The sequence below is a fragment of the Kribbella sp. NPDC059898 genome, from assembly GCF_042730855.1.
In the GTDB taxonomy this organism is placed as follows: Bacteria; Actinomycetota; Actinomycetes; order Propionibacteriales; family Kribbellaceae; genus Kribbella.
The window spans coordinates 439,048-466,014 of sequence record NZ_JBHWKR010000002.1 but is presented as its reverse complement, the minus strand read 5'-3'; the positions used below and the strand labels follow the sequence as shown (position 1 = coordinate 466,014).

The 26,967-nt window shown below is 69.3% G+C and carries 27 protein-coding genes; 14 read left to right on the top strand and 13 right to left on the bottom strand.

What is annotated here, in order from left to right:
- Positions 1–45: 45 nt before the first annotated feature.
- The 3 genes from ACFV9C_RS07790 to ACFV9C_RS07780 are packed head-to-tail and all read left to right on the top strand — an operon-like array spanning position 46 to position 2,421.
- On the top strand, positions 46–543 hold the full coding sequence (locus tag ACFV9C_RS07790; RefSeq protein ID WP_380191514.1) for a DUF1707 domain-containing protein: 498 nt from the start codon (positions 46–48) through the stop codon (positions 541–543).
- A complete protein-coding gene (locus ACFV9C_RS07785; protein WP_380191512.1) occupies positions 540–953 on the top strand; it encodes a hypothetical protein in 414 nt (137 codons plus the stop codon). The genes ACFV9C_RS07790 and ACFV9C_RS07785 overlap by 4 nt, the downstream gene beginning before the upstream one ends.
- Complete coding sequence (locus ACFV9C_RS07780; protein WP_380191510.1) at positions 946–2,421, top strand: multicopper oxidase family protein; 1,476 nt, start codon at positions 946–948, stop codon at positions 2,419–2,421. The genes ACFV9C_RS07785 and ACFV9C_RS07780 overlap by 8 nt, the downstream gene beginning before the upstream one ends.
- On the opposite strand, the gene ACFV9C_RS07775 is transcribed toward ACFV9C_RS07780, so the two are convergent.
- The 6 genes from ACFV9C_RS07775 to ACFV9C_RS07750 all read right to left on the bottom strand — a co-directional run bounded on the left by ACFV9C_RS07775 (position 2,422) and on the right by ACFV9C_RS07750 (position 7,250).
- Positions 2,422–2,604 carry a hypothetical protein gene (locus ACFV9C_RS07775; protein WP_380191508.1) on the bottom strand — a complete coding sequence of 61 codons (183 nt, stop codon included), beginning with the start codon at positions 2,602–2,604 and terminating at the stop codon, positions 2,422–2,424.
- Between the two features lie 85 nt (positions 2,605–2,689).
- Positions 2,690–3,787: a sulfite oxidase gene (locus ACFV9C_RS07770; protein ID WP_380191507.1), complete on the bottom strand. Its 1,098-nt coding sequence runs from the start codon at positions 3,785–3,787 to the stop codon at positions 2,690–2,692.
- A 44-nt stretch (positions 3,788–3,831) separates the two neighbouring features.
- Entirely contained in the window at positions 3,832–4,440 is a 609-nt protein-coding gene (locus ACFV9C_RS07765) for a response regulator transcription factor (protein ID WP_325042149.1), read from the bottom strand.
- A gap of 10 nt (positions 4,441–4,450) precedes the next feature.
- Positions 4,451–5,581 (bottom strand): sensor histidine kinase, encoded by a 1,131-nt coding sequence (locus ACFV9C_RS07760; protein ID WP_380191506.1) that lies wholly within the window; start codon positions 5,579–5,581, stop codon positions 4,451–4,453.
- 35 nt (positions 5,582–5,616) lie between these two features.
- Complete coding sequence (locus ACFV9C_RS07755) at positions 5,617–6,351, bottom strand: ABC transporter permease (RefSeq protein ID WP_380191504.1); 735 nt, start codon at positions 6,349–6,351, stop codon at positions 5,617–5,619.
- Positions 6,348–7,250: an ABC transporter ATP-binding protein gene (locus ACFV9C_RS07750; RefSeq protein WP_380191502.1), complete on the bottom strand. Its 903-nt coding sequence runs from the start codon at positions 7,248–7,250 to the stop codon at positions 6,348–6,350. The genes ACFV9C_RS07755 and ACFV9C_RS07750 overlap by 4 nt, the downstream gene beginning before the upstream one ends.
- Before the next feature lie 569 nt (positions 7,251–7,819).
- On the opposite strand from ACFV9C_RS07750, the gene ACFV9C_RS07745 reads away from it, so the two are divergent.
- Positions 7,820–8,158 carry a HEAT repeat domain-containing protein gene (locus ACFV9C_RS07745; protein WP_380191500.1) on the top strand — a complete coding sequence of 113 codons (339 nt, stop codon included), beginning with the start codon at positions 7,820–7,822 and terminating at the stop codon, positions 8,156–8,158.
- Positions 8,159–8,839: 681 nt separating this feature from the next.
- Positions 8,840–9,331 carry a DUF1269 domain-containing protein gene (locus tag ACFV9C_RS07740; protein ID WP_380191498.1) on the top strand — a complete coding sequence of 164 codons (492 nt, stop codon included), beginning with the start codon at positions 8,840–8,842 and terminating at the stop codon, positions 9,329–9,331.
- A gap of 56 nt (positions 9,332–9,387) precedes the next feature.
- On the opposite strand, the gene ACFV9C_RS07735 is transcribed toward ACFV9C_RS07740, so the two are convergent.
- Complete coding sequence (locus tag ACFV9C_RS07735) at positions 9,388–11,274, bottom strand: DUF222 domain-containing protein (RefSeq protein ID WP_380191497.1); 1,887 nt, start codon at positions 11,272–11,274, stop codon at positions 9,388–9,390.
- A 116-nt stretch (positions 11,275–11,390) separates the two neighbouring features.
- A complete protein-coding gene (locus ACFV9C_RS07730; RefSeq protein ID WP_380191495.1) occupies positions 11,391–12,422 on the bottom strand; it encodes a hypothetical protein in 1,032 nt (343 codons plus the stop codon).
- Between the two features lie 64 nt (positions 12,423–12,486).
- On the opposite strand from ACFV9C_RS07730, the gene ACFV9C_RS07725 reads away from it, so the two are divergent.
- A complete protein-coding gene (locus ACFV9C_RS07725) occupies positions 12,487–12,636 on the top strand; it encodes a hypothetical protein (protein WP_380191493.1) in 150 nt (49 codons plus the stop codon).
- Positions 12,637–12,941: 305 nt separating this feature from the next.
- Positions 12,942–15,173 carry a chitobiase/beta-hexosaminidase C-terminal domain-containing protein gene (locus tag ACFV9C_RS07720; RefSeq protein ID WP_380191491.1) on the top strand — a complete coding sequence of 744 codons (2,232 nt, stop codon included), beginning with the start codon at positions 12,942–12,944 and terminating at the stop codon, positions 15,171–15,173.
- A 46-nt stretch (positions 15,174–15,219) separates the two neighbouring features.
- Here the strand turns inward: ACFV9C_RS07720 and ACFV9C_RS07715 are convergent, their stop codons facing one another.
- On the bottom strand, positions 15,220–16,143 hold the full coding sequence (locus ACFV9C_RS07715) for an acetylxylan esterase (RefSeq protein ID WP_380191489.1): 924 nt from the start codon (positions 16,141–16,143) through the stop codon (positions 15,220–15,222).
- 128 nt (positions 16,144–16,271) lie between these two features.
- Between ACFV9C_RS07715 and ACFV9C_RS07710 the strand changes: the two genes are divergently transcribed.
- Positions 16,272–17,285 (top strand): LacI family DNA-binding transcriptional regulator, encoded by a 1,014-nt coding sequence (locus ACFV9C_RS07710; protein ID WP_380191487.1) that lies wholly within the window; start codon positions 16,272–16,274, stop codon positions 17,283–17,285.
- Position 17,286: 1 nt separating this feature from the next.
- Here ACFV9C_RS07710 and ACFV9C_RS07705 read toward each other — a convergent pair whose 3' ends face one another.
- Both ACFV9C_RS07705 and ACFV9C_RS07700 read right to left on the bottom strand, forming a co-directional pair.
- Entirely contained in the window at positions 17,287–17,844 is a 558-nt protein-coding gene (locus tag ACFV9C_RS07705) for a GNAT family N-acetyltransferase (RefSeq protein ID WP_380191485.1), read from the bottom strand.
- Entirely contained in the window at positions 17,841–18,461 is a 621-nt protein-coding gene (locus ACFV9C_RS07700) for a TetR/AcrR family transcriptional regulator (protein WP_380191483.1), read from the bottom strand. Before ACFV9C_RS07700 ends, ACFV9C_RS07705 begins: the two co-directional genes overlap by 4 nt.
- A 66-nt stretch (positions 18,462–18,527) precedes the next feature.
- On the opposite strand from ACFV9C_RS07700, the gene ACFV9C_RS07695 reads away from it, so the two are divergent.
- The 3 genes from ACFV9C_RS07695 to ACFV9C_RS07685 are packed head-to-tail and all read left to right on the top strand — an operon-like array spanning position 18,528 to position 21,496.
- Positions 18,528–19,982: a flavin-containing monooxygenase gene (locus ACFV9C_RS07695; RefSeq protein WP_380191481.1), complete on the top strand. Its 1,455-nt coding sequence runs from the start codon at positions 18,528–18,530 to the stop codon at positions 19,980–19,982.
- A 48-nt stretch (positions 19,983–20,030) separates the two neighbouring features.
- Positions 20,031–21,338 carry a hypothetical protein gene (locus ACFV9C_RS07690; RefSeq protein WP_380191480.1) on the top strand — a complete coding sequence of 436 codons (1,308 nt, stop codon included), beginning with the start codon at positions 20,031–20,033 and terminating at the stop codon, positions 21,336–21,338.
- On the top strand, positions 21,335–21,496 hold the full coding sequence (locus ACFV9C_RS07685) for a hypothetical protein (protein ID WP_380191478.1): 162 nt from the start codon (positions 21,335–21,337) through the stop codon (positions 21,494–21,496). Before ACFV9C_RS07690 ends, ACFV9C_RS07685 begins: the two co-directional genes overlap by 4 nt.
- A gap of 52 nt (positions 21,497–21,548) precedes the next feature.
- Here the strand turns inward: ACFV9C_RS07685 and ACFV9C_RS07680 are convergent, their stop codons facing one another.
- Positions 21,549–21,770 (bottom strand): hypothetical protein, encoded by a 222-nt coding sequence (locus ACFV9C_RS07680; RefSeq protein WP_380191476.1) that lies wholly within the window; start codon positions 21,768–21,770, stop codon positions 21,549–21,551.
- Positions 21,771–22,009: 239 nt separating this feature from the next.
- Positions 22,010–22,750: a MerR family transcriptional regulator gene (locus ACFV9C_RS07675; RefSeq protein WP_380191474.1), complete on the bottom strand. Its 741-nt coding sequence runs from the start codon at positions 22,748–22,750 to the stop codon at positions 22,010–22,012.
- Positions 22,751–22,835: 85 nt separating this feature from the next.
- On the opposite strand from ACFV9C_RS07675, the gene ACFV9C_RS07670 reads away from it, so the two are divergent.
- Genes ACFV9C_RS07670 through ACFV9C_RS07660 form a run of 3 tightly spaced genes read left to right on the top strand, consistent with a single transcriptional unit; the run spans position 22,836 to position 26,772 of the window.
- Positions 22,836–24,662, top strand: a complete 1,827-nt coding sequence (locus tag ACFV9C_RS07670; protein WP_380191472.1) for a hypothetical protein — start codon at positions 22,836–22,838, stop codon at positions 24,660–24,662.
- A complete protein-coding gene (locus ACFV9C_RS07665) occupies positions 24,659–25,579 on the top strand; it encodes an alpha/beta fold hydrolase (RefSeq protein ID WP_380191470.1) in 921 nt (306 codons plus the stop codon). Before ACFV9C_RS07670 ends, ACFV9C_RS07665 begins: the two co-directional genes overlap by 4 nt.
- Before the next feature lie 47 nt (positions 25,580–25,626).
- Entirely contained in the window at positions 25,627–26,772 is a 1,146-nt protein-coding gene (locus tag ACFV9C_RS07660) for a CaiB/BaiF CoA transferase family protein (RefSeq protein WP_380191468.1), read from the top strand.
- Positions 26,773–26,967: the final 195 nt, after the last annotated feature.

Here is a 26,967-nt window from a genome sequence, read left to right as displayed (position 1 = left end):
CCATCGGAGAAACCTTCGAGCACCCGTTGAGCACCAGGGAGAGTCATGAACGAGGAGAGGCCGGGCGGACCGATCCGCATCGGCGACCGTGAACGCGAGGACGCCGTCCGGCGCCTCGGCGAACATTACGAAGCCGGCCGGCTGACCGCGGAGGAACACTCCGACCGGGTCGAGCAGGCCCTCAAGGCCAAGACCGAGGCAGATATCGGACAGTTGTTCGCAGACCTGCCGGGTCAACAGCAGACGACTGCGGGCGAGGGTGAGAGCTGGGCTGGACCATGGGGTTGGAGCAAGCCGCCGTGGACCGCACCTCAGAACGCCGCTGCTGAATCCGCTCCTGGTCCTGGCGGCCGTCCGCCGTGGGCTGCGCGTGGGTTCATCAGCCGGGTGCCGCTTCCGTTGCTGATCATGCTGGGCGTGCTCGGCGTACTCGCCTCCATCGGCTGCGTGTTCGGCGGCGGCCACCCGCCGATCCTCCCGATCGCGCTGATCGTCGCCGCGGTGTTCATCATCCGGAAGCGCCGGATGGAGCGCCGGGGATGAGAAACGTGTACCGGATCGTCGGCCTGACGATCGCGATCGCGGTCGTCCTGCAGGTCGCCTCGATCGCCCTGTCCGGCTTCACGATCGCCAAGGACGCCAACGACGGCGCGTCGATCGGCGCCGACTACAGCAACTTCGGCGAGGCGTACCACAGCATCGCCGGGTCGGTGATCGGCCTGCTGGCGCTGGTGTTCCTGATCGTGTCGTTCCTGACCGACGTACCGCGCGGCCGGGTGCTGGCAGGGATCGTGGTCGGCCTCGTGGTCGTGCAGTTCCTGCTCGCGGTGGTGTCGTTCGGCGTACCGGCGCTGGGCGTGCTGCACGGGATCAACGGCCTGGTGATCGCGGGCATCGCGAGCGCCGGCGCCCGGCGGGCCGCCGTACCGAAGGAATCCGTGACCAGTGCCTGAGGTCAAACTGCGTCGATCGTTGGGCAGCAAGTGGGGCCGGCTGGTCGCACTCGGGGTGGTCCTGGCGGTACTCGTACCGCTGGGCTACCTGTGGGCGACCAGCCTGGTCCCGGGGGAGTACAACCCGGCCGAGATGGGGTACGCCGACTACGGCGGCGGACCGGCTTCGATGGGCCACATGGACCACGCGGGCGGGATGAGCGTCGCGGACCTGACCGGGCCGAAGACGGGTACGCCGGACGTGAACGTGACGCTGGTCGCGCGGAAGCAGAAGTACAAGCTCGCGTCCGGCGAGACCGTCGACGGGTACACGGTGAACGGCACGTCGCCCGGCCCGCTGATCCGGGCGAAGGTCGGCGACCTGGTGCAGGTCACGTTCGTGAACGAGTCCGTGAAGGACGGCGCGACGCTGCACTGGCACGGGATCGACCTACCGAACGCCGAGGACGGTGTCGCCGGGGTGACGCAGGACGCGGTGCCGGTGGGCGGGAAGTTCGTGTACCGCTTCAAGGCGGAGCAGGCCGGGACGTACTGGTACCACTCGCACCAGGTGTCCAGCGACGAGGTGAAGGGCGGGCTGTTCGGCCCGATCGTGATCGCGCCGGCCACTTCTGGTGATGTGGTTGCGACGATCCACACGTACGACGGGAAACGCACGATCAACGGGCGGACCGGGACGGCACGGGTGGATCTTCCGGCGGGTACGACGGCGCGCGTACGGGTGATCAACACCGACAACGCGATCCTCCGCGTCGGGCTGCTCGGAACGCCGTACAAGGTGGTCGCCGTCGACGGTCACGACGTCCACGGGCCGACCCCGACGACCGCCGCCTATGCACTACCCGCGGGCGGTCGCGTGGACCTGGAGGCGGCTGTTCCCGCGGGTGGTATGCGGTTGGTGGCCGGTGCTTCCTCGTTGTCGCTCGGCATCGCCCCCGCCGGCACCGATCCGCCGACCGGGGACCTGCCTGGCGACACGGTGGATCTGCTGAAGTACGGAACGCCCGCACCGCTGGGCTTCGACCCGTCGAAGGCGAACCGCAACTTCGAGTACCGGATCGGCCGTACGGCGGGTTTCCTGGACGGCAAGCCCGGTCTGTGGTGGACGATCAACGGCCACAAGTTCCCCGACGTACCGATGTTCACGGTGGCCGAGGGCGACGTCGTACGCATGAAGATCTCCAACACCAGCGGCCAAGCCCACCCCATGCACCTCCACGGCCACCACGCGGTAGTCCTCTCCCGCAACGGCGTACCCGCCACCGGCTCCCCCTGGTGGACCGACACGTTGGAGGTAGGCAACAAGGAAGCCTACGAAATAGCCTTCGTAGCCAACAACCCAGGCCTCTGGATGGACCACTGCCACAACCTCCCCCACGCCTCCCAAGGCCTCATGACCCACCTCATGTACGAAGGCATCACCACCCCCTACCGAGTAGGCGGAACCTCCCACAACGAACCGGAGTAGTCAGGACGCCTGCTGGTCGGCGGCGGCGAGGTGGGCGCAGGCGGCTTGGAGGGCGGCTGGTTGGGTGGTGTAGGTGCCGTGCCAGAGGGGGTTGTCCGGTTGGGGGTCGAGTTCGTCGTCGACGTCGGCGTACCACTCGTCCGTGGTGCGGAAGATGCGGGCATGCAGATGGTTGTCGTTCACCGTCACACTCCTGGAGTGAGGACCGGGTACCCAACTCCAGGATGTGACGGCGGTACGGCGGAACGTGCGAGCGACACGCGGTACGTCAGGTGACCAGGACCGTGATCCGCTGGGCGGTGTTGTTGGCGAAGCCGCCGCGGTTCCACTCGGCCTCGACGGGCTGTTCGCGGCCGCTGGTGTCGTACGCGCGGACCGTCAGCACGTGCTCGCCCGGTGTCGCCTCCCAGTCGTACGCGAACGCCCGCCAGGCGAACTCGTCGTTGCCGGGGGCATCCAATCGCGCTTCGTGCCAGTTGACGCCGGCGTCCGTGCTGACCTCGACCCGGTCGATCGGCGCCCAGCCCGACCACGCCCGGCCGAACAGCGGAACGGGGCCCGCGGCAACGAACCGGTGCCGGCTCATGAAGTCCGGGAACCCGGGCGGCACCAGCAGCGCCCGCGGCTCGATCCGGGTCACCGGCAGCCCGGGCTCGTCCGCCCCGGTCCGGAACCGGTACGCGACCGCGTGCTGGAACCCGTCGAACGGATGGTCGATCACCTCGATCGACCGCAGCCACTTCACACTCGCCATCCCGTACCACCCCGGTACGACGAGCCGCAACGGGTACCCGTGCTGCGGCGGCAACGGCGTACCGTTCATCTCCCACGCGACGATCGCGCCGGACTCGACCGCCTCCGCCACCGTCAGCGCCCGCTGGTAGTCCTGCTCGACCCCGCGCTCCACCCCGTGGTCCGCACCGGTGAACACCACGTCGACCGCGTCCTCGCGCAGCCCGGCCGACCGGAGCAGATCCGCCAGCGGTACGCCGGTCCACTCCGCCGTACCGACCGCCTCCGACAACCACGGCTGGCTGATCGGCCGCGGCTGCAGCGTCGCCCGCCCGTTCCCGGCGCACTCGAGCGTGACCCGGATCGTCCGGCGCCCCATCGCCCGCAGCTCGGTCAGCCCGAACGACAACGGCTCTTCGACGCACCCGTCGAGGCTGAGCAGCCAGTCGCCCGCGTCCGTCCCTGGGATGTCGTAGTGCACCAGGACGTAGTGCAGCCCGGGCGGCGTCACGTCGTACCGCAGGCTCTCCAACGGCATCGCGTGGTTGCGCGCCGCGAGCTGGAGCTCGTCCGGCGTGATCCCTTCACCGGTGTCCGCGAGCCTCCCGCGGACACTGAAATCGCCGATAGACATCCAGATCCCCCCTCCCCGAGGCCAAGCCTAGAGGTAGGGACCGGCTACAACCACCCGTTGTCGAGCGCGATCCGCGCGGCCTCGGCGCGGGTCCGGGCGCCGGTCTTCCCGATCGCCGCGGACAGGTGGTTGCGGACGGTGCCTTCGGAGAGATGAAGTTCCTTCGCGATGTCGGCGACGGTCCCGCCGTCCCGGGCGGCCCGCAGTACGTCGGACTCGCGGCCCGTCAGCGGGCTGGTCCCCGCCACCAGCGTCTCGGCCGCGAGTGACGGGTCGACCACCCGCAGCCCCTGGTGCACCCGCCGTACCGCGTCCGCCAGCTGCGTCGCTGGGGTGTCCTTCACGACGAACCCGGCGGCCCCCGCCTCCATCGCCCGGCGCAGGTACCCGGGCCGGCCGAACGTCGTCACCATCAGCACCCGAACCCCCGGCACGGCGGTCCGCAGCGCGGCGGCCGCCTCGATCCCGTCCAGGCCCGGCATCTCCACGTCGAGCAGCGCGACGTCGGGCTGCGAGTTCTTCGCGGCGTCGAGCACCTCGTCGCCGCGGCCGACCTCGGCGACCACGTCCAGGTCGGGTTCGAGGTCGAGGAGGGCGGCGAGGGCGCCGCGAACCAGCGCCTGGTCGTCGGCGATCAGCAGTCGGATGCTCACGGGCCTATCCTCACACTCCCACTGTGACGGCCAGCCGGAAGCCGCCACCGGCCGCCTGACCGACCTGTACGGCGGCGTCCGCCTGGTCGGCCCGTTCCCGCAGCCCGACCAGCCCGTGCCCGGGCACGCCACCGTCCGGCGTCGGCCCCTTGCCGTCGTCGAGTACTTCGATCTCCGCGGCGCTGATCTTGATCGTGCAACGCTTCGCGCCCGAGTGCCGTACGACGTTCGTGACGCCCTCCCGGACCACCCAGGCGAACAGCTCCCGGTTGTTCTCCGGTACCTCGTCGACCGTGGTCGGCAGGTCCGCCTTGATCTCCGCGGCCTGCAGCGCGGCCCGCGCGGACACCAGCTCACCGGCCAGGCTGAGCTCCCGGTACCCGGCGACCGCCGCCCGTACGTCGGCCAGCGCGGCACGGGCGAGACTTTCGACGTCCGCGACCTCCGAGGCCGCCCGGTCCGGGTTCGCCGCGATCAACTTGCCGGCCAGCTCGGCCTTCACCGTGATCACGGTGAGCGAGTGGCCGAGGATGTCGTGCAGGTCGCGGGCGAACCGGTTCCGCTCCTCCTGGACGGCCAGCTCGGCCATGTCCCGGCGGGTCGCGTCCAGCTCGATGGTGCGCTGGATCGCCCGCCGCATCCCGTACACGGCGAGCGCGCCGAGGAAGATCGCGAAGCCGTAGCTGCCGTCGTCCGTCCAGCCGGGCACCACCCGCATCGAGATCTCGGCCCCGCCGAGCAGGATCAGCACGAACGCGATCCCGACCGGCAGCTCCAGCAGCATCACGCCGCACGCGGCGATGTAGACCAGTCCGGTGAGCGCGGTCTGCCCGGCGGTCGGGATCATCAGCAGGCACAGCGCCAGCATCGCGCCCAGGTAGCCGATCCGCTGCCAGGGCGCCAGCTGCCCGCGCCGGGCGCTCACCCGGATCAGCCCGAAGAACGCCAGGTAGCTCGCCGCGAACAGGACCACCGTGAGGAACCCGAGGATCCGGACCACGCCGTGCTGGCGGTCGGCGACACTTTGCAGCGGCTGCGACAGGTAGAACAGCCAGATGCCGCCCGCCACCCACGCCCAGCGGCCCGGACCTTTGCCGACCCGGTCGGCCAGGCCGTCCATGATCGTCGGATTCGTCTTCACGGTGGTCACGGTAATCCTTCGGGACGTACTCCGGCTCAGGCGCGGGCGGTGTCGGCCCGGAACCGGCGGAGGCCGATGAAGCCGAGCACGACGGTCCAGCCGATCACCACGAGCAGCGCGTGGGTGTCCAGCCCGGTCTGCGCGAGCGCGCTCCGGGACGTCTGCCCGGTCCAGTACGCCGGCGTCAGCTCGGCGACGTACTTCATCGCCTTCGGCATCTGGTCGACCGGCAGCCACAGGCCGCCGAACGCGGCGATCAGCATCGTGCTCAGACCGGTGATCGGCTGCACGCTGTCCGGCTTGGCGATGTACCCGATGACCAGGCCGATCGCCGCGAACGGCAGCGCGCCGAGCCAGGACACCAGCGCGACCGTCACCCACTGCGCCACGCTCAGGTGCACGTGGCCCATCGTCATCCCGAACAGGAACACCACGAGCAACGGCGGGACCGCCAGCAGCAGGCTCAGGATCACCTTGTTGACGACGTACGCCTGCGGCTTCAGCGGGGTCAGCCGGAGCGTCCGGTTCCAGCCACCGTCGCGCTCGGCCGCGATCACGCCGCCGCTGCTCATCGCGGCCGACATCGAGCCGAACATCGCCATACTCACCATCACGTACGCGATCGCGGAGATCCCGCCCTCGGTGGCCTGCTTCGGGATCGTCAGCCCGAAGATCAGGAACAGCACCACCGGCATCAGGATCGAGAAAATCATCACCCGCCGGTTCCGCAGCGTGCGGCGGATGTCGAAGATCAGGTAGTCGCGGTTCATGCCAGGGTCTCCTCTTGGGCCGAGCTGATGGCCAGTACGGCGTCCTCGAGGTCCGCCGAGGTCACCTCGATGTCGTGCGCGCCGGTGTTGCCCAGCAGGTACCGCAGCGTGTCGTCGGAGTCGGCGCACTGCAGCAGCACGACCTCGCCGCGGGTCTCCACGTTCCGTACGCCGGGCAGCGCCGCGAGAGCGGCCAGGTCGGCGCCCGGGACGGTGGCGCGGATGGTACGGCCGGAGACGCTCGCCTTGATCTGCGCGGCGGTGCCGTCGGCAACGATCTTGCCGTTCCGCATCAGCACGACGCGGTCGGCGTACGCGTCCGCCTCCTCCAGGTAGTGGGTGGCGAACAGCACGGTCCGCCCGCGGGCGGTCTCCTCGTGCATCGACGCCCAGAAGTCCCGGCGGGACTCGACGTCCATCCCGGTGGTCGGCTCGTCCAGCACGATCAGGTCCGGCTGCGGGATGATCGCCATCGCGAACCGCACCCGCTGCTTCTGCCCGCCGGACAGCCCCTTCATCGTCCTTTTGGTGAGGTCCGCGATCCCGGCGCGTTCCAGGGCTTCCTCGACCGGCATCGGGTCCTTGTGCAGGCCGGCCACCAGGTTCAGCAGTTCGCCCACCTTGGCGTCCTCGATGATGCCGCCGCTCTGCAGCATCACCCCGACCTGCCCCAGCGCGATCGCGTCGGTCGGCGTACCGCCGTACACCTGCACCGTCCCCTGGTCGGGCCGCACCAGCCCGAGCAGCATCTCGATGGTGGTCGACTTCCCGGCCCCGTTCGGTCCCAGCAGCGCCACCACCTCACCGGCCCGGATATCCAGATCCACCCCGGCGACGGCCTGCACGTCCGCATACTTCTTGGTCACACCCCGCAGGCTGACCGCAGTCGTTGTCGTCATACCCAAGAGCATCCCGAACCCTGCCCACCAGTTCCTCGACCAGCCGTCACAACCCATCCATGACATCCGTCAGCCCACCCTCAGGGTCCTCCCTCAGGGATGCCCTCGGGGTAGACAAAGCACACCAGCTACAGCACCCCGGCCCACGCCATCACCTCACGCGGCACCACCCCACGCACCCCGCGGGCAAACAGCCAGCGCGCAACGCTGTCCTTTCATGTTCACACCACCCCCGTCTGCGCCAGCACCTCGCGCGACACCACCCCCACGCACCCCGCCGAAGGCGGCGAAAGGTTTCCGCGAAGATGGCGGCGTGGACCGAGGTGCTACCCCCATGAAGGCCCGTCACCGCGCTGGTCAAGCAGTTGCCGCGTGCGGTTGGCCGGGAGATGGTGTGGACAGCGTCGGCGAGGCGCAGGGCCTTGCGCGCAGAATGTTGTTGGTAGCTGTGACTCTTGATCAGCGGATTCGGGGTTCGAGGCCGCGGGCGACGAGCAGGCTGACCGGGGGCCTCAGATGGTTGGTGGATGTCTGGCGACTGGCTCGAGGTTGGTGGTTAGGGGCGCGGTGTGACGAAGCGGTTCGAGCGGGCTTTGGGGCTTATGCGTCGGCGGGACCCGGAGGTGCAGGAGAGCGGGTTTCAGCTGCTGTTGCCGCATGCTGCTGAACATGTTCACGAGCTGATGACGGCGTTCAGGCTGGAACAGGCTGACCAGGGGTTGCGGCGTTGGCTGCTTGAGCTCGTCGGTGAAGCGCGTTCGCAGGAAGCCCTGCCATTGCTCGTCGAGCAGTTGCAGAGCGACGACGAGTTGCTACGGGGCTGGGCGGTTCGGGGTCTGCAGATGCTCGACAGCAAGTCGGCGCGCGAACAGCTGTGGCGGGCGAGGGCCAACGGCCTGATCGACTGATCTGTCGGGCGAGACTGCGCGTGAGGTTCAGCCGCGTGTCCGGAAGCAGGCCGCGGAACGGCACCCGCCTCGGAGGCCACGAGGCACCGACTGGAGACGTAGGAGCGCCGTACGGCGTCCGACACCACCGTCAGCCCGCTCGCGTCGGAGTCGACGCGCTCCCGCTGGACGAGACGAGAACGCGGGCTGCGCTGAGGGCGTGCCAGCTGGCCGGGAAGACGTGTGCTCGTCCAGCATCAGCAGCCTCGGCCGGCTCATCATCGCTGGGCGGCCCGGGGTGCAGGGTGGACGAGCTGTGCTGGGCTGAGGGTGCACCGGCTGGGCTGAGGGTGTGCTGGTTGGGCTGCGAACCGTGTCGTGGTGGGCTGCGGCGTGCGCCAGTTGGGCTGGGCCGGCAAGCGGTGTGGCTGGGGTGGGCTGGAACGGTGTGGTGGCTGAGGTCGGGAAGGACCTGCCGGGTGGGAGCTGCGGCTGGCTGGTCGGGCGTGTGCTCGTCGGTCGTGGGGAGTCGCGTGGGGTGTCGGGAGAGCACGGGGTTGTCGGGAGATCAGTCGTGGGGCGGGGATGGACCCTCGGCGGCTGTCGGCTGCTTGGGTCTGGGCTGGGATTGAGGTGCTGTCGGCTCAGGGGGTGGTGGGGCGGGGGCCGGGGGGAGTACGGGTTGGGGGAGAGGAGTGGGCCATGGGGACGTTGACGGTGTGGAAGTTTGGTAGTTGGGACGGGGCCAATCAGGCGATCGGGACGTTGGAGGCGTTGGCCAAGGACGGGGTGATCCGGATGCATGATGCGGCGTCGGTGTCGTGGCAGCCGGAGAAGCGGCGGCCGCGGACTCGGCAGCTGCGGAGTATGAGCGGGCCGGGTGCTGTGGGTGGGATGTTCTGGGGGTTGTTGTTCGGGACGATCTTTCTGGGGCCGGTGGCGGGGGTGGCGATCGGGGCGGCGACCGGGGCACTGGCGGGGTCTTTGGTGGATGTGGGGATCGATGACGACTTCATCAGGAGTGTTCGGGACGAGGTGACGCCTGGGACGTCGGCGTTGTTTCTGTTGTCCAGTGATGAGGCGACGGAGAAGGTGCGGGATACCTTCAGGGCCACGGGGCTCCGGGCTCGGCTCATTCGGTCGAATCTGTCGGACGAGCAGGAGGATGCGATCCACGAACTGTTCGCGGATTAGCTGCGGCGCGCAGATCAGCTGAGCCGAGTCGGCGTGGGGTGCGTGGGCTCGGACGGTCACGAACGGCGGTGGACCGGTGGCGGACTCGGCCGTGGCGCGGTCGCCCCAGACGGCGAAGCGGGCCGCGGCGGTGAGGGTCGCTTCGTCGGCTTGCCAGCGGCTGGTCCGTGGGGCGGGCGCGGGTCTGTAGTCCCAGGGGTCGGCTGGGCGCGTTGGGGGTGCGGCGGGGCCGGGTCTGTGAGGTTGCCTGGTCGATTTGAGGCGTGCGGGATCTGTCGAACGCGGGTGTTGGGTGCCCCGCGTTCGACAGGCTGGTGGCGTGTTGCTCGATCTGAGGCCGAGGGCTCAGATGGTGGCGGGAAGGGTGGGCCGGTGGCGGGCTCGGTGGGCGTGCGGTTTCCCCAGACGGCGAAGTGGGTTGCGGCGGTGAGAGTTGCTTCGTCGGCTGTCCAGCGGCTGGTTCGTGGGGCGGTGTCGCCCCAGGGGTTGAGCGTTGGAGGCGGGTCGCCGGCGCACGTAGGCACAGGCCCTGGTAAATCGGAGCAGGCGGCTACGACGCCCGCCGGCTCAGGGCAGGCGGGTACGACGCCTGGTGAGTCGGGGTAGGCGGGTGCGGCGCCCGCTGGCTCGGGGTGGGCGGGTGCGGCGAGTGGTGGTACGGGGGTGGTGGGGGTGTCGCGTTGTGGTTCGCGGGGTGGGGAGTTGGGGTGGGCCGGGGCTGGTCTCGGTGGTTGGGTGGGGCGTGCAGGCGTCGGGTCGGCCCAGGTGGGGCGGGCTACGTGGACCTTGCCGTCGGTGATGGCGATCGCCCAGCGGTCGTTGTGCAGATCGACATGGTGCCGTCGGCACAAGAGCGCGAGGTTGTCGACGGCGGTCGGTCCGCCGTCCACCCAGTGCGTCAGATGATGGGCGTCACACATCACCGGCGGCGCCGCACACACCACACAGCCCCGGTCCCGCGCGACCAGCGCGTGCCGGATATGCCTGGTCACCAGGCGTTCGCTACGCCCGACGTCCAGCGGTTCCGAGTTCGACCCCAGGACCAGCGGGATGACGTTCGCGTCGCACGCCAGACGCCGGATGCTGCCGGCGGAGAGGTCGTCGCCGTACACGGTCTGGCCGGTCGCGTGCGCGGTCGCCGTCGCTGAGCGGAGGTCGTCGAGGTCGATCGTCACCGTGATGTTCGCCTTCGCGCCGTGCCCGGCGGTGTCGGTGTCCCAGGCGTTCGCGGCCACCGTCAACGCCGTCGTCAGCGCATCGGCCTGACGCTTGTCCCGCGGCCGGGGATCGTGTTCCCCGTCGACGGTCTTGTGCGGGCGGGCGCCGGCGTGGACGATCGCCCGCAACAACTCCGCGTTCTCGTTGGCCAGGTAGCCGCGGAACTTGACCCCGTTTTCGGCGGTGCTCAATGTCAGCGATTCGCGGGCGTTGGCCTTGTGTTCTTCGGGTTCGGGGCCGTCGGCGTCGATCCGGTCACACAGCTGTTTCGCGGCGGTGCGCAGTTCCTTGGGGGTGAGATGCGATGTGAGGCCGACCAACTGTTCCTCGGCGACGTCCAGGGTTTCGACCGGGACGCGGGTGCGGACGCGTTCGAGTTCGGTGATGATCGCGGCCGCGTGGCCGGTTTGCATCTGGTGGACGGTGCCGTCGGTCGACTGGATGCCGTGGGTGAGGGCGGCGTTGACGGCCTTGTATTTGGGGAGGGCGCGGGCGAGGTGGACGTCGCGCCAGGCCTCGGTGCGGTCGCGGCGGTGGCGGAAGGTGAGGAGTTCTATGGTGTCGCGGGCGCCGAGCTCCTGGGCGAGGCCGTCGGTCTCGGCGCGGGCGATGAGCTGGAGGCGGACGGCTTGCAGGCGGGTGATCTCGGCGTTGACCTCGTCGAGGGCAGGCATCACCTCATGGTTGCCTATAGCAACCACCGTGCGTCCGTCGAGAATGTCCATGCACAGACTCTAGCTGGCGCCTCCGACAGTTTTCAAAGCAGAAGGCCTTGTTTTGAAGCGATTTGGGATGAAATCATCCGGCCGGTGGTTGCGGTAGATCTGTGGTGTCCATGCAGTCAGATGTCCGGGTGTGAGGAGGCGAAGCTCTGGAAGGCGGTGTACGGCGGGTTCAGGGGGGTGCCGTCCGACTCGGTGAGGCCCCACTGGGTGCCGCCGTCGAGTTCGTAGAACATCGAGGACAGGAAGCCCTCCGTCGTGCGTGCTGACTGGAACTCGGCCAGTTGGGTCTGGATGTACGACGCCCGGTGTGTCGTGCCCTGGTTGGGATCTGAGTTCCACTCGGTCAGCATGAACGGCTTGCCGAACCGCGCCTTCACGTACACGGGCAGGTTGAACGACGGTCCGGCGCCGTCGGTGCCGATGTGGAAGATGTCGCCGTCGCCCTCGTAGTTGTGCCACGTCGTCAGATCCCAGCGAACCTGCGGATAGCCGCCACTCCCGTCCGGCTGCAGCCCGTCCCACAGTGCGTCCGCTGCCGCGACGTCCGAGTTGCAGAAGTTGATCCCGCACAGGGCGCCGGGCTGAACGCTCTTGACGCCGTCGATCAGGCCTCTCATGAAGCCGCGCATGATCGGCCAGTTGGTGTTGTTGAAGTCGATCGCCTTGGTGCCGGCGTCGGCCTGGTGGTCGGGCAGGATGATGTACGGGTCGCGGGTGAGCTCGTTGCCGCACTCGTACATCGTGACGCCGTGCGGCGCGCAGGCCTGAGCCACCTGTGCGCCGATCGCGTGCGCCGCGTTGTAGGCGCCGGACTCGTTGCTGTAGGCAAGGTTGCCGGCGCCGTCGCGGAGACCGGCGTCGATCACCGGGAACGTCTTCTTGCCGGCGCCGTTCAGGGAGCTCGCGATGGTCGCCACCGCGCCGATCGTGTCCGCGCTGCTGCCGGTGTTCACCCGGAAGACGGTCGCCCCGAGCCCGGACATCCGGTCCGCGATGATGGCCGGCGAGAGGGACGAGTCGTGGTGCCCGTTCACGCCGTACATCAGGCCTGGCGGCGCGGAGAGCGAGAGGCGCGGGTCGTTGCACGGGCGCCAGGTGTCGTTGAGTACGACGTACCACTGGCCGCCGGTGCCGCAGTGGTAGACCATCCCGCCGTACCAGAGCAGGACCGTGACGTTGTAGGTGTTCCCGACTGTGCCGCCGTTGCGGTAGATGACGCCGCCGGACAGCGTCCAGACATTGCCGCCGTTGTCGGTGAACGACGTGGCCGACGAGATCGACGTGCCGTTCGGGGAGGCGTTGGGCGAGTCGGCCGCCGAGGCCGGCAGTCCGGTGGTCCGGTGGTCAGAGCGATCGAGGTGACGCCGGCGGCGCCGAGCAGGAGCCGGCGGGAGAACGGTGCGGATTCGGGCATGCGGGAGCTCCTCGAGGTGCGGACGAGGCGAATGTGCGCAAGCGTGTGCGCAACCAGGTTGCGCTGCCGGTACGGCGGCGTCAAGAGCTCGCTGCTACCCCGTTGACAAGGTTGTCTCGGCGGCTCTACCGTCCCCGATCATCACCTGTTCACGCGTGAATCATCCTCGAATGACGGAGTCCTCGTGAAGATTCGCCCGCTCTCGGCAGGGCTCGCGCTTGTCGTGCTCTGCGCAATCGCTACCCCGCCAACCGTGCAAGCGTTTTCGCTCGCTCCCGAAGTCCCGGCGGAGGCTGCGCTGCCGGTGGACTGCACGCCGGCGCCGGCCAACCCGACCGCTGACAACGTCGCCGACTACCGGCTCGACACGAACGTGGTTGCGCCCGGCCGCTGGTCGTACCAGTCGATCGACGGCGGCACCACCAGCCTGCTGAACAAGGGCGGCTCCGGCGTGTTCGCGGCCGACGAGTGGGCCGCCGACGTGAAGAAGCCGGAACACGCCTGGTTCGTGAAGGCCGACGGCTCGATCGGCACCGACTACCGGTCGATCTCGGAGACCTACACGGTCGCCGACCAGGCCGACGGCAAGACCCTGCACGTCCGCGGTTCGTTCAGCTCGCCGGGCGGCCGGTTCCGCGTCCTGCTCGCTCATGACGGCGACTCCACCAAGGTCGCCGGCCCGTTCACCGAGGTGTATACGTATTCAGGAACGGCCGCCTCGTTCGACCTCAATCTCGTCGCGGCGAAGGGCGACGACATCCTGTTCGTGAGCGACCAGGTCACCACCTGGTGGGTGCCCGGGAAGCTGAAGGCATCGATCACGACCGAGCTGGCCCCGGAGACGGCCCCGGTCACCGCGACGCCAGGCCCCGGCGCGGTCACCTCCGGCACCAGCGTCCAGCTCGCGAGCTCGACGCCGAACGCCTGCATCACCTACACCACAGACGGCAGCGACCCGACCACGTCGACGACCGCGAAGCCGTACACCGCTCCGATCGCGATCACCGCCGACACGGATGTCAAGGCCGTCGCCGGGGCGACTGGCGACGCGCCGAGCGTGGTCGCCGACCTCCCGTTCGTCCTCAATGAGCCGTTCCGCGCGTTCGCGGGCGAGAACCAGGGCACGCAGACCGGACTGGTCGCCGGCATGCAGTGGGACCGGATGGACTTCGACTGGGGCTCGGTCGAGCCGAAGAAGGGCCAGATCGACCAGGCCGCGCTCGCGGAGTACGTCCGCCAGTTCACCCTCGCGAAGGCCCACGGCATCACGATCCTGCCGGTACTGGCGTACACCGCCGGCTGGGCCGCAAACCGTACCGGCTACACATACGACTTCCACGGCAAGACCTACGAGTACGGCGCCGTGACGTCGGAGAACAACGGCCAGTTCACGCGGCACCTGACCGTCACGCAAGGCGGCAAGGTCCTGTCGTCGAAGGATGTCCAGACCAGCATCGGCCGTACGCCGCCGCAGAACCCGGAGGACTGGAAGAAGTTCGTCAAGCTCGCCGTCGACACCCTGAAGCCGCTCGGCATCACGTACTTCCAGATCTGGAACGAGGCCTACCCCGGCTCCGGCTTCTGGGAAGGCGGCATGGATCAGTACATGACCGACATCCACCTGCCGGCAGTGCAGGTGCTGCACGACAACGGCGTCAAGGCTGTGTACGGCGGCTGGATCTGCGGCGCCCCGCTGAGCGAGTACATCGCCCTGCTGGACAAGTACAAGGCGTGGCAGGGCATCGACGTGTTCGACATGCACTACATGCCGATCGGCACCATGCAGACGATCTACGCGGCGGCGCAGAAGCGCGGCGTACAGAACCCGTCGGTCTGGCAGACCGAGCTCGGCTTCACCACCGAGGACAAGTTCGTCGCCGACGTCTACCCGCGGGCGTTCCACTGGGCGCTGAGCAAGGGCGGCAACAACCTCGATCGGTTCAAGCTGCTGTACTTCGCCGAGTGGGCGCCGGACGACCCGAACGCGTTCGGGTACAACCGGACGCTGCGCAACGGCAACAACCTGAGCCCCAAGGGAAAGACGCTGACCACGCTGGCAGGTCTGCTCCGTGGAGCGAAGGCCGAGACGTACGACAACTTCTCCACGACCCCGGAGCTCAAGCCCGAGCTGAACGAGGCGCTGTCCACCGCGAACGGCTTCCGTCTGGACGACAAGCACGTCGTACTGGCGATCGACCTGAAGCGGCAGAACCAGGCCGACATCTTCGAGGATCCGAACACCGGCGACACCATCCACCTGAACTTCGGCGAGCCGACGATGTCGGTGACCTTCCGGAACGTCGGCACCGTGAAGTCGCTGGAGCGCGTCGACCTGTACGGCAACCGTACGCCGCTGCAGTGGAAGAGCATCGGCCAGAACCAGGTCCAGGTCGAGGTGCCGATCGTCGACCCGGACGCGACCGTGAAGGCGCTCAACCAGACCGAGAACGAGGACGTGTTCTACCTGTCCCTGCAGCAGAACTGACGGCCTGAAGGGCCGCCCTTCGATGAGGGAGGGCGGCCCGACGGCGTCAGAAGGCCAGCGCCTTCATCCAGTCCTCCTCCAGCAGTGCGTGCCCGCCGGGCCGGAGGTGGTACCCGATCCCGTCAGGGCCGAACGCCGGCCGGGCCGCCTCGACGGCCAGACGTTCGCCCTCCGGATCCGCCCACGCGTCGTCCTCCGCGCTGCATACGTATACACGGCGGGGTGCGATGCTCGCGAGCAACTGGTGCTGGTCGACGGGCAGCTCGTCCTCCTTCCCGGCGTACTGCGCGAACGACGGGACGAACCAGTGCGGGAACCTCCTGGTGATCGCCTCGATGTCCTCACCACCCGGGTGCCGGAAGAGCGAGGCGCCGCAGCAGCCGGAGTCGTTCGAGACCGTCAGCGCGAACCGCTCGTCCCGTACGCCGGCCCAGAGCGCGGCCTTGCCCAACCGGGAATGGCCGATCACCACGGCACGTCCCACGTCGAGGCCGTCGAGGCCGTCGAGCGTCGCGGCGATGTCGAGCAGCCGGGACAACCCCCACGCCCACGCGGCCACCGCACCCCACGACTCCGCCGGAAACAGGCCGCGGACGCCCGGCGCCGGCGGATTCGGGTCGTCCGGCTCGAGCTGCTGGTAGTGCGCGGTGAGTACGGCGTACCCGGCCTGGACGATCTTCTCGTACGGGAAACCCGTGAGGGTCTGGTCGTTGCCGTCGAAGTTCAGGATCACCGCGACCGGTGCGGCATCGCCGCCGGACGGGAGGTGCAGGAGGGTGTCGAACGACAGATCGCCGAGCGGGCACGCGACGGTGGCACGATGCCGGAGCCGGTCCGCGGCGCCGTCGAGTACGCCGTCCTCGCGGGACTGCAGGACCAGCTCGCTCAGCTTGCCGCCGTCCGGCGTACGGCCGTAGATCGTGCGGGTGAACTCCTCGACGACATCCGGTCCGAGCGGTGGCAGAGGCATCGGTACTCCCATCATCAGCGCAAGTATTTTCGCGCCCGATTCTCCCCGGTCAGAGGGCACTTGTGCGCAACTGTTTACACTCTGGTCGGAATGAGTCGACGGGAGGGACGATGGCGAAGCGGGCCAGCATGAGTGACGTCGCGCGGGTCGCGGGCGTCTCGCTGACCACGGCGTCGCGGGCGCTGAACGGGGTCGGCCGGGTGTCCGCCGAGACCCGGGCCCGGGTGATCGAGACCGCCGAGCGGCTGCAGTTCCAGCCGGACATGCTGGCGCGGTCGTTCGTCACCGGCCGGAGCTTCATCGTCGGCGTCCTGGCCGAGTCCGCGCTGGGCCGGTTCAGCATGCCGCTGATCATGGGGGCGACCAACTACCTCGGCCGGGAGAACATCGCCACGGTCACGCTCGACGCGCGGGGTACGCCGCGGGTCCTGAACGAGTACCTGAAGCGGCTCCGGTCACGCCGGATCGACGGCCTGCTGGTCGTCGGCGACGATCCGAACCGGGCCAGCCTGGTGCTGTCCGAGGACTTCGCCGTACCGGTGGTGTTCGCGTCCTCGTCCGCGACGCCGGAGACCGACTACGTGGTCGCGCCGGACAACCGCGGCGCCGGGCGAGCGGCCGCCGAGTACCTGATCGGGATCGGGCGCCGGAACATCGCGCACGTCACCGCCGCCGTCCACGACCCCGCCGTCGACGCGCGGGTCGACGGGTTCACCGAGGCGATGCGGTCCGCCGGGATGCCGATCGCGATGGGCGCCCCGCTGTACGGCAGCTACCAGCAGCGCTGGGGCCTGAACGCCGGGGAGCGGATCCTGGCCGGCGGGCAACCGGTGGACGCGATCTTCGCCGCCAACGACGAGATCGCGATCGGCCTGTTCGCGACCTTCCACCGGCACGGCGTCCGGGTCCCGGACGACATCGCGATCGTCGGGTACGACAACCGGCTGGCCGGCGTGATGCGCCCCGACCACCCGCTCAGCACCTTCGACCCCGACCTCACCACCGTCGGCGAACGCGCCGCCGAACGCCTCCTGCAGGCCATCGGCGGCACCACCACCCCCGGCATCCACTACGTCCAACCGACCTTCGTCGAAGGCCGCTCCACCATCGGCCCCACCCTCGAGCCGAACGACATCCTCTGAGTTACCAGAGCTTGTCGATTTGGCCCGGGTAGAGGGCGATCCGGGCCTGCCGGAAGGTTGCCGCGGCCTGTTGGGCGGCGGCGGTGAAGAAGGCGCCGAGGGTGACCTTGTCGAAGCCTGGCTGGTCGCTGGGGAACGGGTCGTTGGGGGTGCCACCGATCAGGACGGTGCCGGGGAGGTGTTGCCAGCCGGCGGATTCGTAGAACGGGAGCAAGGGAGAGTCGCAGGTGAAGAGGCCGAGGTCGAGGTGCTCGTCGATCATCCTGGCGCGGGCGGCGCTGACCAGCCGGCGGCCGTGGCCCTGACCCCGGATGTCGGCGCGCGTGACGACCGTACTCAGACCGCCTGCCTGGAAGGTATTTCCGGCGTGCTCGAGCTGCTTGCGCAGGATGTCCAGCGCCGCGAGGACCACCCCGTCCTCTACCAGCACCATCGACAACGGCTGAAGTGCGGGGTCGTGCACTGGTCCGTCAGTTGGCGGCGACGGCCAGGCTTCGTCCTGCAGGGCCTGGATCTGACCGCGAAGGGGTTCCGGGATCTCGGCGTACGTGTGAATCATGTGGTCTTGAGGGTGTGCAGACCCTGCCAGAGCAGGTCCTGGAGGGTACGGGCGACCTTCTCGGGCGTCGGCGGATTCGCGCTGCGGGTCCGCCAGATCGCCAGCCGCTCGGTGGCGCCGGAGATGCTCTGGGCAACGATCTGGACCTCGTCGTCGTCGGCCGGGCGGTCGGCCGGGATGTTCATCCGCACCATCGTCGCGATCAGCTCGATGAATGCCGCCCGTACCTCGTCGGTCGCCTCCGCGGCCGGGCCTGCGCTCAGCATTCCCTCGTCGACCAGCACCGACCACGCCTGCGGGTGCTCGTCGAGGAACCGGAACCACGCCAGGAAGCCGGCGTAGAGCGCGTCCTCCGCATCGGCTGCCGCCATCACCGCGTCCGCGACCGTCTCCAGCAGCTGACCGCGGAGCCGGGCCAGGCAGGCGAGGAACAGGCCGTCCTTCGAGCCGTAGTACTGGTAGATCAGCGGCTTCGACACCCCGACCTGCGCCGCGACGTCGTCCATCGAGGTGCCCTGGTAGCCACGCTCCCCGAAGATCCGCTCGGCCGCCTCGAGGATCTCCCGCTCACGGGCGGCCCGGTCGCGGCGGCGCTTGGGTGCGGTGGTGGACGTCACTTGCGCAGTCTAACTGACTCCGAGTAACTTACTGGGAGTAAGTTCGAGCCGAAGCAGGAGGCCAGGATGAGCGAGCAGCACCGGATCGTGGTGGTCGGCACCGGATTCGCGGGGATCGGAATGGCGGTCCGGCTGAAGCAGGCCGGGTACGACGACTTCGTCGTCCTGGAGCGCGCGGACGACGTCGGCGGCACCTGGCGGGACAACACCTACCCGGGCTGCCGGTGCGACGTACCCTCGCACCTGTACTCGTTCTCGTTCGCGCCGAACCCGGAGTGGTCGTCGACGTTCTCGCCGCAGCCCGAGATCGAGGACTACCTCCGCAAGGTCACCGACGCGTTCGGCGTCCGCCCGCACATCCGCTTCGGGCACGCCGTCGAGACCGCCGACCGGGTGGACGGCAAGTGGCAGATCACGACCAGCCAGGGCACGTTCACCGCGGACATCCTGCTCTCCGGGATGGGCCCGCTGGCCGAACCGTCGTCCCCGAAGCTGCCCGGGATCGAGGACTTCGAGGGCGAGGTCTTCCACTCCGCCCGCTGGAACCACGACCTGAACCTCAGCGGCCGCAAGGTCGCGGTGATCGGCACCGGCGCGTCGGCGATCCAGTTCGTGCCGGCGATCCAGCCGGAGGTCGAGGAACTGCACCTGTTCCAGCGGACGCCGCCGTGGGTGATGCCGCGGCCGGACCGGAAGATCTCGGCCGCCGAGAAGGCGGTCTACCGGCGTTTCCCCCTGGTGCAGAAGGCGATCCGGGCCGGCATCTACTGGGGCCGCGAGTCGATGGTGCTCGGGTTCGCGAAGCTGCCCGCGATCATGAAGCAGGCGCAGAAGGTCGCCGAGAAGCACCTCGCCCATCAGGTCCGCGACCCGCTGCTGCGCGCCAAGCTCACGCCCGACTTCACCCTCGGCTGCAAGCGGGTGCTGATCTCCGACGACTACTACCCGGCGGTCGCGCGGCCGAACGTCGAGGTGGTCACCGACGCGATCGCCGAGGTGACGCCGACCGGCATCGTCACCACTGACGGCGTGAAGCACGAGGTCGACACGATCATCTACGGCACCGGTTTCAAGGTCACCGACCTGCCGGTGATGGACATGGTGCACGGCCGCGACGGTGTCTCGCTGCGGGAGGCGTGGGCCGACGGCATGGAGGCGCACCTCGGTACGGCGATCAACGGCTTCCCGAACTTCTTCCTGCTGATCGGCCCGAATACCGGCCTCGGGCACAGCTCGATGGTGTTCATGATCGAGTCCCAGATCGCGTACATCGTGGACGCGCTGAAGACGATGGACGCGCAGGGGCTGCAAGAGGTCGAGGTACGGCGGGACGTGCAGCGCGCGTTCGTCGACGGGGTCCGGTCGTCGATGCGGAACACGGTCTGGACGCGGGGCGGGTGCAGCAGCTGGTACCTCGATGCGGAGGGCCGGAACACGACGCTCTGGCCGTCGTTCACGTTCCGGTTCCGGCAGCTGACCCGGCGGTTCGATGCCTCGGAGTATCAGACGCTCGCTATGTGACATCGTGCGTGTTACATTCATCCGGTCGAATGATCGGAGGCGCGCCGCGTGGTGGTCCAGCTGCTGCCACTGCACGGGATCGGCGGTCGAGGGGACCTGCCGGTACCGCTGTGGCTGGCGATCTACTCCGCCGGCGCCGCGGTCGCGGTGTCGTTCTTCGCGCTGTCCGCGTTCTGGTCGCGCCCGCGGTTCGAGGGGACCGCGGGCGCACCGCTGACCGCCGCCACGAGGATTGCCGACAATCCGATTGTTCGCATCGTGCTCAAGGTGCTGGGTGTCGCGGCGCTGGCGGTCCTGCTCGGCGCCGCCTGGTTCGGGAGCCCCGAGCAGAACCCCGCGCCGACCTGGCTGTACGTGTGGATCTGGGTCGGGATCATCCCGCTCTCCCTGGTCTGCGGCCCGATCTGGCGGCTCGCCAACCCGCTGCGGACGATCGCCGGGCTCGTCCGGCGTACGTCGTACCGGCCGCTGCCTCGCCGGATCGCGTACTGGCCGGCTGTGGCGGGGCTGGCCGGGTTCCTCTGGCTGGAACTCGTGTACCCGGACGGCTCGGATCCGCGGGTGGTCGCGATCGCGGTCACGGCGTACGCCGTCGTGAATGTTGCCGCGGGCATCGTGTACGGACCGGCCTGGTTCCCGATCGGCGACAGCTTCGAGGTGTACGCCGAAGTACTCGCGCGGCTGAGTCCGCTCGGCCGCTCGGACGGTCAGCTTGTACTGCGCAACCCGCTCGCCGGACTGGCGACGCTGCCGCAGCGGCGGGGCATCGTCGCGCTGCTGTGTCTGTTGCTCGGGTCAACGGCTTTCGACGGGATCTCCCGCTGGTCGGCGTGGTCGCAGCGCACCGGCGAGCTGAGCCGCCCGCAGCACCTTGTCGTCTACACGCTCGGGCTGATCGTCGCGGTCGCGGTCGTCGCCGGGTTGTTCCTGCTCGCCGCGCGCACGACCGGCGCCGCCCAGATCCGCCCAGGAGCACTCGGTGAAGCCGGGCTGCCTGGGGCGTTCGTGCACTCGCTGGTGCCGATCGCGATCGGGTACGCCGTCGCGCACTACTTCTCGTTCGCGATGTTCCAGGGCCAGGACGGCTGGCTGCTCGCGACCGATCCGTTCGGGCGCGGGTGGGATCTGTTCGGGACGCGCGGGACGCGGATCGACTACACGTTCCTCGGGACCGGGCTGATCGCCGCCGTACAGATCGGTGCGATCGTGCTCGGGCATGTGCTCGGCGTGGTGGCGGCGCACGACCGGGCGACGGCGCTGTTCCGGCGCCGGCAGCTGCGGCGGGCGCAGTACCCGATGCTGGCCGCGATGGTCGCGTTCACCGCAGGTGGGATCGCGCTGGTGACGGCGTCATGATCGCGCTGCACATGGGGGGAATCCCCGAGGCCGCGATGGTTCTCGGCCCGGTCTTCCTGATCATCGCGTTCATCCGGATCGCCCGCCGCAACGAGGCGAGCGTCACCGACGACGAGGACGACTGGGACGCCGACCTCGGCGACCTGCCGAACAAGTGAGGTCCGGAGAACCCCCTGCGGTTCGCCGGACCTCACCCCGTTCCCCGTTGGTTCAGGCAGCCAGCACCGGTTCGTAGGCGCCGCTCAGGCGCGGCAGTTGGGCGGTGGCCACCAGCTTGGCGAGCTCGGCACAACCGGCGGCCAACGCCGACTCCAACGTCGGCCAGGCGTCGACGCACCAGTACGGGTCGTCGGGCTGTCGGTCGTTGTCGTCGTCGATGTCGGCACACCAGCCGCCGGTGTGGACATGGTGGACGTGCAGTCTGAGCTTCATGACGGGCGCTCAGAACGGAAGCTTGCGTCCGGACGGCGTCCGGAGGTCGAGGGTCCGGTTCTGCTCCTGCCGGGTCGTCCTGATGCTCGGCCGCCGACGGATCTGGATCTGGCGCATCCTCTTCCTCCTGCCTGGGTGTCTGTCCTGATAGCTACACGCTCGCGCATGAGGACCGGTTCACACATGCGGAGAACTACCTACCCGCACCCTGATCTTCACTAGGGGAGGAAGCCGGGGTCCTATCCGGTGGAAGGCAGGTTGTCGGGGCTGAGGCCCAGTTCTTCGTAGGCGACCTGTTCTATTTCGCGGGCCATTGCCTCGCGGAAGGCGGCGACCAGGGCCTGGCCGGCGAGGGGGATGATGCCTTCGAGGGTGCGCTGGATGCCGGGCCAGCCGTCGGCGGGCATGCCGGCCTTGGTGAAGTCGCGCCAGACGGTCGAGCGGAACAGTTCGACGTACGTCTTGGCGACCGCGTCGGCCTGCGTGAACAGCTTCGGCAGCATCTCGAAGATCGCCTGCATCGGGACGCCGAGTTTGATCACCTCGAGGCCGGTGCGGAGCAGGTCCGGGTTCGGGATCCGCAGCCGGCCGTCCGGCAGCCGTTCCGCGATGCCGAGCTCGACGATCTGCTCGATCACCGCGGGATCGTGCGGTACGCCGGCCCGCTCGGCCAGCTGGAGCTCGTCGAGTACCTCGGGCTCCGCCGGGGTCCACGGATTCACGAGGGTCTCGAACACGCCCAGCGCGAGCTCGCCGTCCGGCAGTTCGGCCATCATCCGCTCGACCGCGGCCAGCGTGTAGCCCTTGTCGAGCAGCTCGCGGACCAGGGTCAGCCGGGCCACGTGATCGGGTCCGTAGTACCCGGTCCGGCCGACCAGCCGGGGCGGCGCGATCAGCCCGCGCCCGGCGTACGCACGCACGTTCCGGACCGTCATCCCGACCTTGGCGGCCAGCTGGTCGACAGTGAGCTCCGCTTCCACCCTTGACAGTCTTCCAGACTTCACGTTACATAGCGGATGTAACATGCCGCATGGCGCATGCCTCAGGTCCCGAAGGAGTACGCCAATGGCAGTCCCGCTGGCCACGACCGGCACCGCGACCTTCGACCAGATCGCCATCGTCACCGGCGTGGTCGGCTGTCTGTACCTCGCACTCGCCGTGCTCCTGTGGCGCGAACGCACCGGCCACGAGACCCTGGTGGGGAGGTTCGCGGACACCATCGGGAGACTGGACGGAGTCCCCCGATGGGCCGCGCTCACGCCGTACCTGCACGCGGTCTCGCTGCTCGCCTGCGCGTTCGGGGTCTGGTGGGACATCGCGATCCACATCGACCGCGGCCGCGACACCGGCCCGTTCGGGACCGCGGCGCACTACCCGATCTTCTTCGGCATCCTCGGCGTGATCGTGTCCGGCGTACTGCCGATCGCGCTCGCCCGCAAGCCGCTGCCCGCCCGGACGATCCGGCTCACGAAGGGCTGGCGGATCCCGTGCAGCGCGGCGCTGGTCACGGTGTGCGGGACGTTCGCGCTGGTCGGGTTCCCGCTCGACGACGTCTGGCACCGGCTGTTCGGTGAGGACGTCACGCTGTGGGGCCCGACGCACCTGCTGATGATCGGCGGCGTGGTGTTCTCGATCTTCGCCCGGCTGCTCGCGATCGCCGAGGTCGAGCAGTTGGCCGGCGCGAACAAGCGCCGCGTGTTCCAGGAGATGGTGTCGGTCGGTGCGTTGCTGATCGCCTGGGACCTGTTCAGCACCGAGTTCAACTACGGCGTACCGCAGTTCCCGCTGATCCTGCAGCCGATCCTGATCGCGTTCGGTGCGACGCTCGGGTTCACGATCCTGCGGGCGCGGCGCGGTCCGGGGTCGACGTTCGTTGCCCTGGGCGTGTACCTGGTGATCCGCGGCGGCATCGCGTACGCCGTGGCCGAGCCGCTCGGGCAGATCGTCGGGCACTTCCCGCTGCTGATCGTCGAGGCGGTCCTCGTCGAGGTGACGGCGTTCGCCCTCGGCACCAAGAATCGGTTCCGGCTCGGCCTCGTCTCCGGCGTGCTGATCGGAACGGTCGGCGTGGTCGCGGAGTACGCCTGGAGTCACGTCTGGATGCCGATCGCCTGGCCGTCGTCGATGCTGCCGGCCGCTCTGGGCTACGGCGTGATCGTGGGCGCCGGGGCCGGTCTCGTCGGAGCCTGGCTGGCGACCCGGTACGCCGAGGTCGCCGGCGAGCAGCGCGCGATCGGGATCAAGCACATCCGGACGGTCGCGGTCCGGCGTACCCATCAGCTCGGCGCCGTCGGACTCGTCGCGGTCGCCGCGACGGTGTTCTTCTGCGTACCGCGGTCCGCGGATCCGGGCGTGAGCGGGGTCGTGTCGTTGGAGCGGGTGGCCACGGGGGCCGAGCCGACGGCGTACGTCACGATCTCGCTCACGCCCGCGGACGCGGCCGACGGAGCGCGCTGGTTCGAGGCGCTCGCCTGGCAGGGCGGCGGGCTGGTGTACCACCCGATGGAGAAGGTTGCCGACGGCACGTACCGGTCGCGGGACGCGCTGCCGATGTACGGGAAGTGGAAGTCGATGGTGCGGCTGCACCAGGGGCAGCGGGACATGGTCGCCGCCTGGGTGTACGCGCCGGAGGACGCGGCGATCGCGAAACCCGCCGTCCAGGTGTCGAACGGGCAGACGGTCGAGTTCGTCGACGAGCAGCAGGTGCTGCGGCGCGAGGAGCGGACCGACGTGCCACGATGGATGTGGAACGGCGGGTACGCGCTGCTGGCCGTGGTCGGGCTGCTCGAGGTGGCCGGGATCGCCTGGCTGGTCGGGCGCGGCGCCCGCGGCGGACGTCTCCGAGCCGCCCACTTGAGCAATGCCGATGATCGAGAACGGGAGATCGCGTGACGATCCAGCTGGAGCGCTCCGGGGTCACCACCCCTGACGGAGTGCGCTTGAACGTCGAGGTGACCGGTCCGGCCGACGCACCGGTGACGGTGCTGCTGGTGCACGGCTGGACGTGTTCGACCCGGTCCTGGCACAACCAGGTGGAGGGGTTGCCGCAGATCCTCGGGGAGGACGCCGTACGCGTCGTCACGTACGACCACCGCGGCCACGGGCGCTCCGATGCCGCGCCCGCTGGGTCGACCCGGCTCGACCAGCTGGCCGACGACCTGGTCACGGTCCTCGACGAGGTCGTCGGCGACGGACCGGTCGTGTACGCCGGCCATTCGATGGGCGGTATGACGTTGATGGCCGCGGCGGACCGCTACCCGGAGCTGTTCGGCTCCCGCATCCGCGCCGCGGCGCTGGTCAGCACCACCTCCGGCCACCTCACGGAGGGCGCCCTCGGCATGCCCGCCCGCTTCGACCCCACGGCCGCCCGGATCGCCCCCCGCGTGCTGAACGCGGTGGGTAGAAGAGTCGACCGGCGCGCTCGTACCACCGGAACCGGATTGGCCGCCAACCTGCAGCGGCCCGCGCTCAAGCAGGTGGTGTTCGGGAAGAAGGTGGATCCGGCCGAGGTGGAGTTGTTCCTGGAGGATCTGGCGGTGGTGCCGGGGGCGTCGTACGGCGGGTTCTTCGAGACGATGCTCGAGCACGACCGCGGCGACGCGCTGAAGGTGCTGGAGGAGTTGCCGGTGGAGATCATGCACGGCACCCGCGACCGTCTGCTCCCGGCGCGGCACGCGAACCGGATGGCCGCCCAACTCCCGACCGCGCGCCTCTGGATCTACCCCGGCGCCGGCCACATGCTCATGCAGGAACGCCCCCGCGACGTCACCCACCGCCTCGCCTCCCTCGCCCGCAAGGCCTCCGCCTGAGAGTCTCGTCACGGCTCACCGCGGCGTACTCGCCTACGCTCGACTCCGTGCAGAACCTTCTCTCGGACGTCGTCGTAGTTGACCTGACCCGCGCGTTGGCCGGGCCGCATGCGGCGATGATGCTGGGGGATCTCGGCGCCCGGGTGATCAAGGTCGAGACGCCGAACGGTGGCGACGACAGCCGGGGCTGGGGACCGCCGTTCGTGGACGGGGAGTCGACGTACTACCTGTCCGCGAACCGCAACAAGGAGTCGGTGACCGCGGACCTCAAGTCCGAGGAAGGCAAGGACTTCCTCGCCAAGCTGGTCCGCAAGGCCGACGTACTGATCGAGAACTTCCGCCCCGGCGTGCTCGACCGCCTCGGGTTCGGCACCGAGCGGCTGCACGAGCTCAATCCCGGTCTGGTGATCCTCTCGATCACCGGCTTCGGGCACGACGGCCCCGAAGGCGGCCGCGCCGGGTACGACCAGATCGCCCAGGGGGAGGGCGGCCTGATGAGCATCACCGGCGAGACCGAACCGACGAAGGTCGGCGCCCCGATCTCCGACCTGCTGGCCGGCATGTACGGCGCGTACGGTGCGCTGGCCGCCCTGCACGAGCGAGCGATCACCGGCAAGGGGCGGGTCGTCCGGACCAGCCTGCTCGCGGCGGTCGTCGGCGTCCACGCGTTCCACGGGACGAAATGGACGGTCGCGCACGAGCTGCCCGAGCGGGTCGGCAACCACCACGCGCAGATCGCGCCGTACGGGCTCTACCGCACCCGCGACGACATCGTGCAGGTAGCGGTCGGCAGCGAGGGGCTGTGGCGGCTGTTCGCGCCGATCGTCGGCCTCGACGCGGACGACGAACGCTTCGCGACCAACCCGGCGCGTGTCGCCCACCGCGACGAACTGACCGCCGCCATCGAGACCGCCTTCGCCGGGGACTCGGCCGACACGTGGCTGGAACGCCTTGCGGACAAGGGAATCCCGGCCGGCAAGGTCCGCGACTTCCAGCAGGTCTACGACTGGGAACAGACCCGCTCCCAGGGCCTCCTGATCGACGTCGACCACCCCACCCTCGGCACCATCCAGCTCCCCGGCCCACCGCTGCGCTTCGACGACAACCCGTACGCCGGCGCCCGCGAAACCAACCTCCCCCCGCCCCGCCTGGGCGAGCACAACGAGTCGGTCCGCGCCTGGCTCGAGGAATAGGCGAACCGCCACGCCATCACAATGCGCGTGCGGTCGCCGCCCGCAGGCGTGGCGTGGGCTCCGGCGACCGATTGTGATGGCCTGGCGATCCGGCACACCTTTCGATCCGGGTCGAATAGCTGCCGGTGCGTTCGCAGGTGCGTCACGGGTTGGACCGTTGGCGTGGTGAGGGGTTGACGGACGCCAGGGACCCGT

What these genes read in the sequence shown, in the direction of transcription:
- ACFV9C_RS07790 (WP_380191514.1), top strand. Translation starts at nt 46, where the DNA reads ATGAACGAGGAGAGGCCGGGCGGACCGATCCGCATCGGCGACCGTGAA.
- ACFV9C_RS07785 (WP_380191512.1), top strand. Translation starts at nt 540, where the DNA reads ATGAGAAACGTGTACCGGATCGTCGGCCTGACGATCGCGATCGCGGTC.
- ACFV9C_RS07770 (WP_380191507.1), bottom strand. Translation starts at nt 3,787, where the DNA reads ATGTCTATCGGCGATTTCAGTGTCCGCGGGAGGCTCGCGGACACCGGT.
- ACFV9C_RS07755 (WP_380191504.1), bottom strand. Translation starts at nt 6,351, where the DNA reads ATGAACCGCGACTACCTGATCTTCGACATCCGCCGCACGCTGCGGAAC.
- ACFV9C_RS07750 (WP_380191502.1), bottom strand. Translation starts at nt 7,250, where the DNA reads ATGACGACAACGACTGCGGTCAGCCTGCGGGGTGTGACCAAGAAGTAT.
- ACFV9C_RS07740 (WP_380191498.1), top strand. Translation starts at nt 8,840, where the DNA reads ATGGGGACGTTGACGGTGTGGAAGTTTGGTAGTTGGGACGGGGCCAAT.
- ACFV9C_RS07735 (WP_380191497.1), bottom strand. Translation starts at nt 11,274, where the DNA reads ATGGACATTCTCGACGGACGCACGGTGGTTGCTATAGGCAACCATGAG.
- ACFV9C_RS07730 (WP_380191495.1), bottom strand. Translation starts at nt 12,422, where the DNA reads ATGGTCTACCACTGCGGCACCGGCGGCCAGTGGTACGTCGTACTCAAC.
- ACFV9C_RS07725 (WP_380191493.1), top strand. Translation starts at nt 12,487, where the DNA reads ATGACGCCGCCGGACAGCGTCCAGACATTGCCGCCGTTGTCGGTGAAC.
- ACFV9C_RS07715 (WP_380191489.1), bottom strand. Translation starts at nt 16,143, where the DNA reads ATGCCTCTGCCACCGCTCGGACCGGATGTCGTCGAGGAGTTCACCCGC.
- ACFV9C_RS07710 (WP_380191487.1), top strand. Translation starts at nt 16,272, where the DNA reads ATGAGTGACGTCGCGCGGGTCGCGGGCGTCTCGCTGACCACGGCGTCG.
- ACFV9C_RS07705 (WP_380191485.1), bottom strand. Translation starts at nt 17,844, where the DNA reads ATGATTCACACGTACGCCGAGATCCCGGAACCCCTTCGCGGTCAGATC.
- ACFV9C_RS07695 (WP_380191481.1), top strand. Translation starts at nt 18,528, where the DNA reads ATGAGCGAGCAGCACCGGATCGTGGTGGTCGGCACCGGATTCGCGGGG.
- ACFV9C_RS07685 (WP_380191478.1), top strand. Translation starts at nt 21,335, where the DNA reads ATGATCGCGCTGCACATGGGGGGAATCCCCGAGGCCGCGATGGTTCTC.
- ACFV9C_RS07680 (WP_380191476.1), bottom strand. Translation starts at nt 21,770, where the DNA reads ATGAAGCTCAGACTGCACGTCCACCATGTCCACACCGGCGGCTGGTGT.
- ACFV9C_RS07670 (WP_380191472.1), top strand. Translation starts at nt 22,836, where the DNA reads ATGGCAGTCCCGCTGGCCACGACCGGCACCGCGACCTTCGACCAGATC.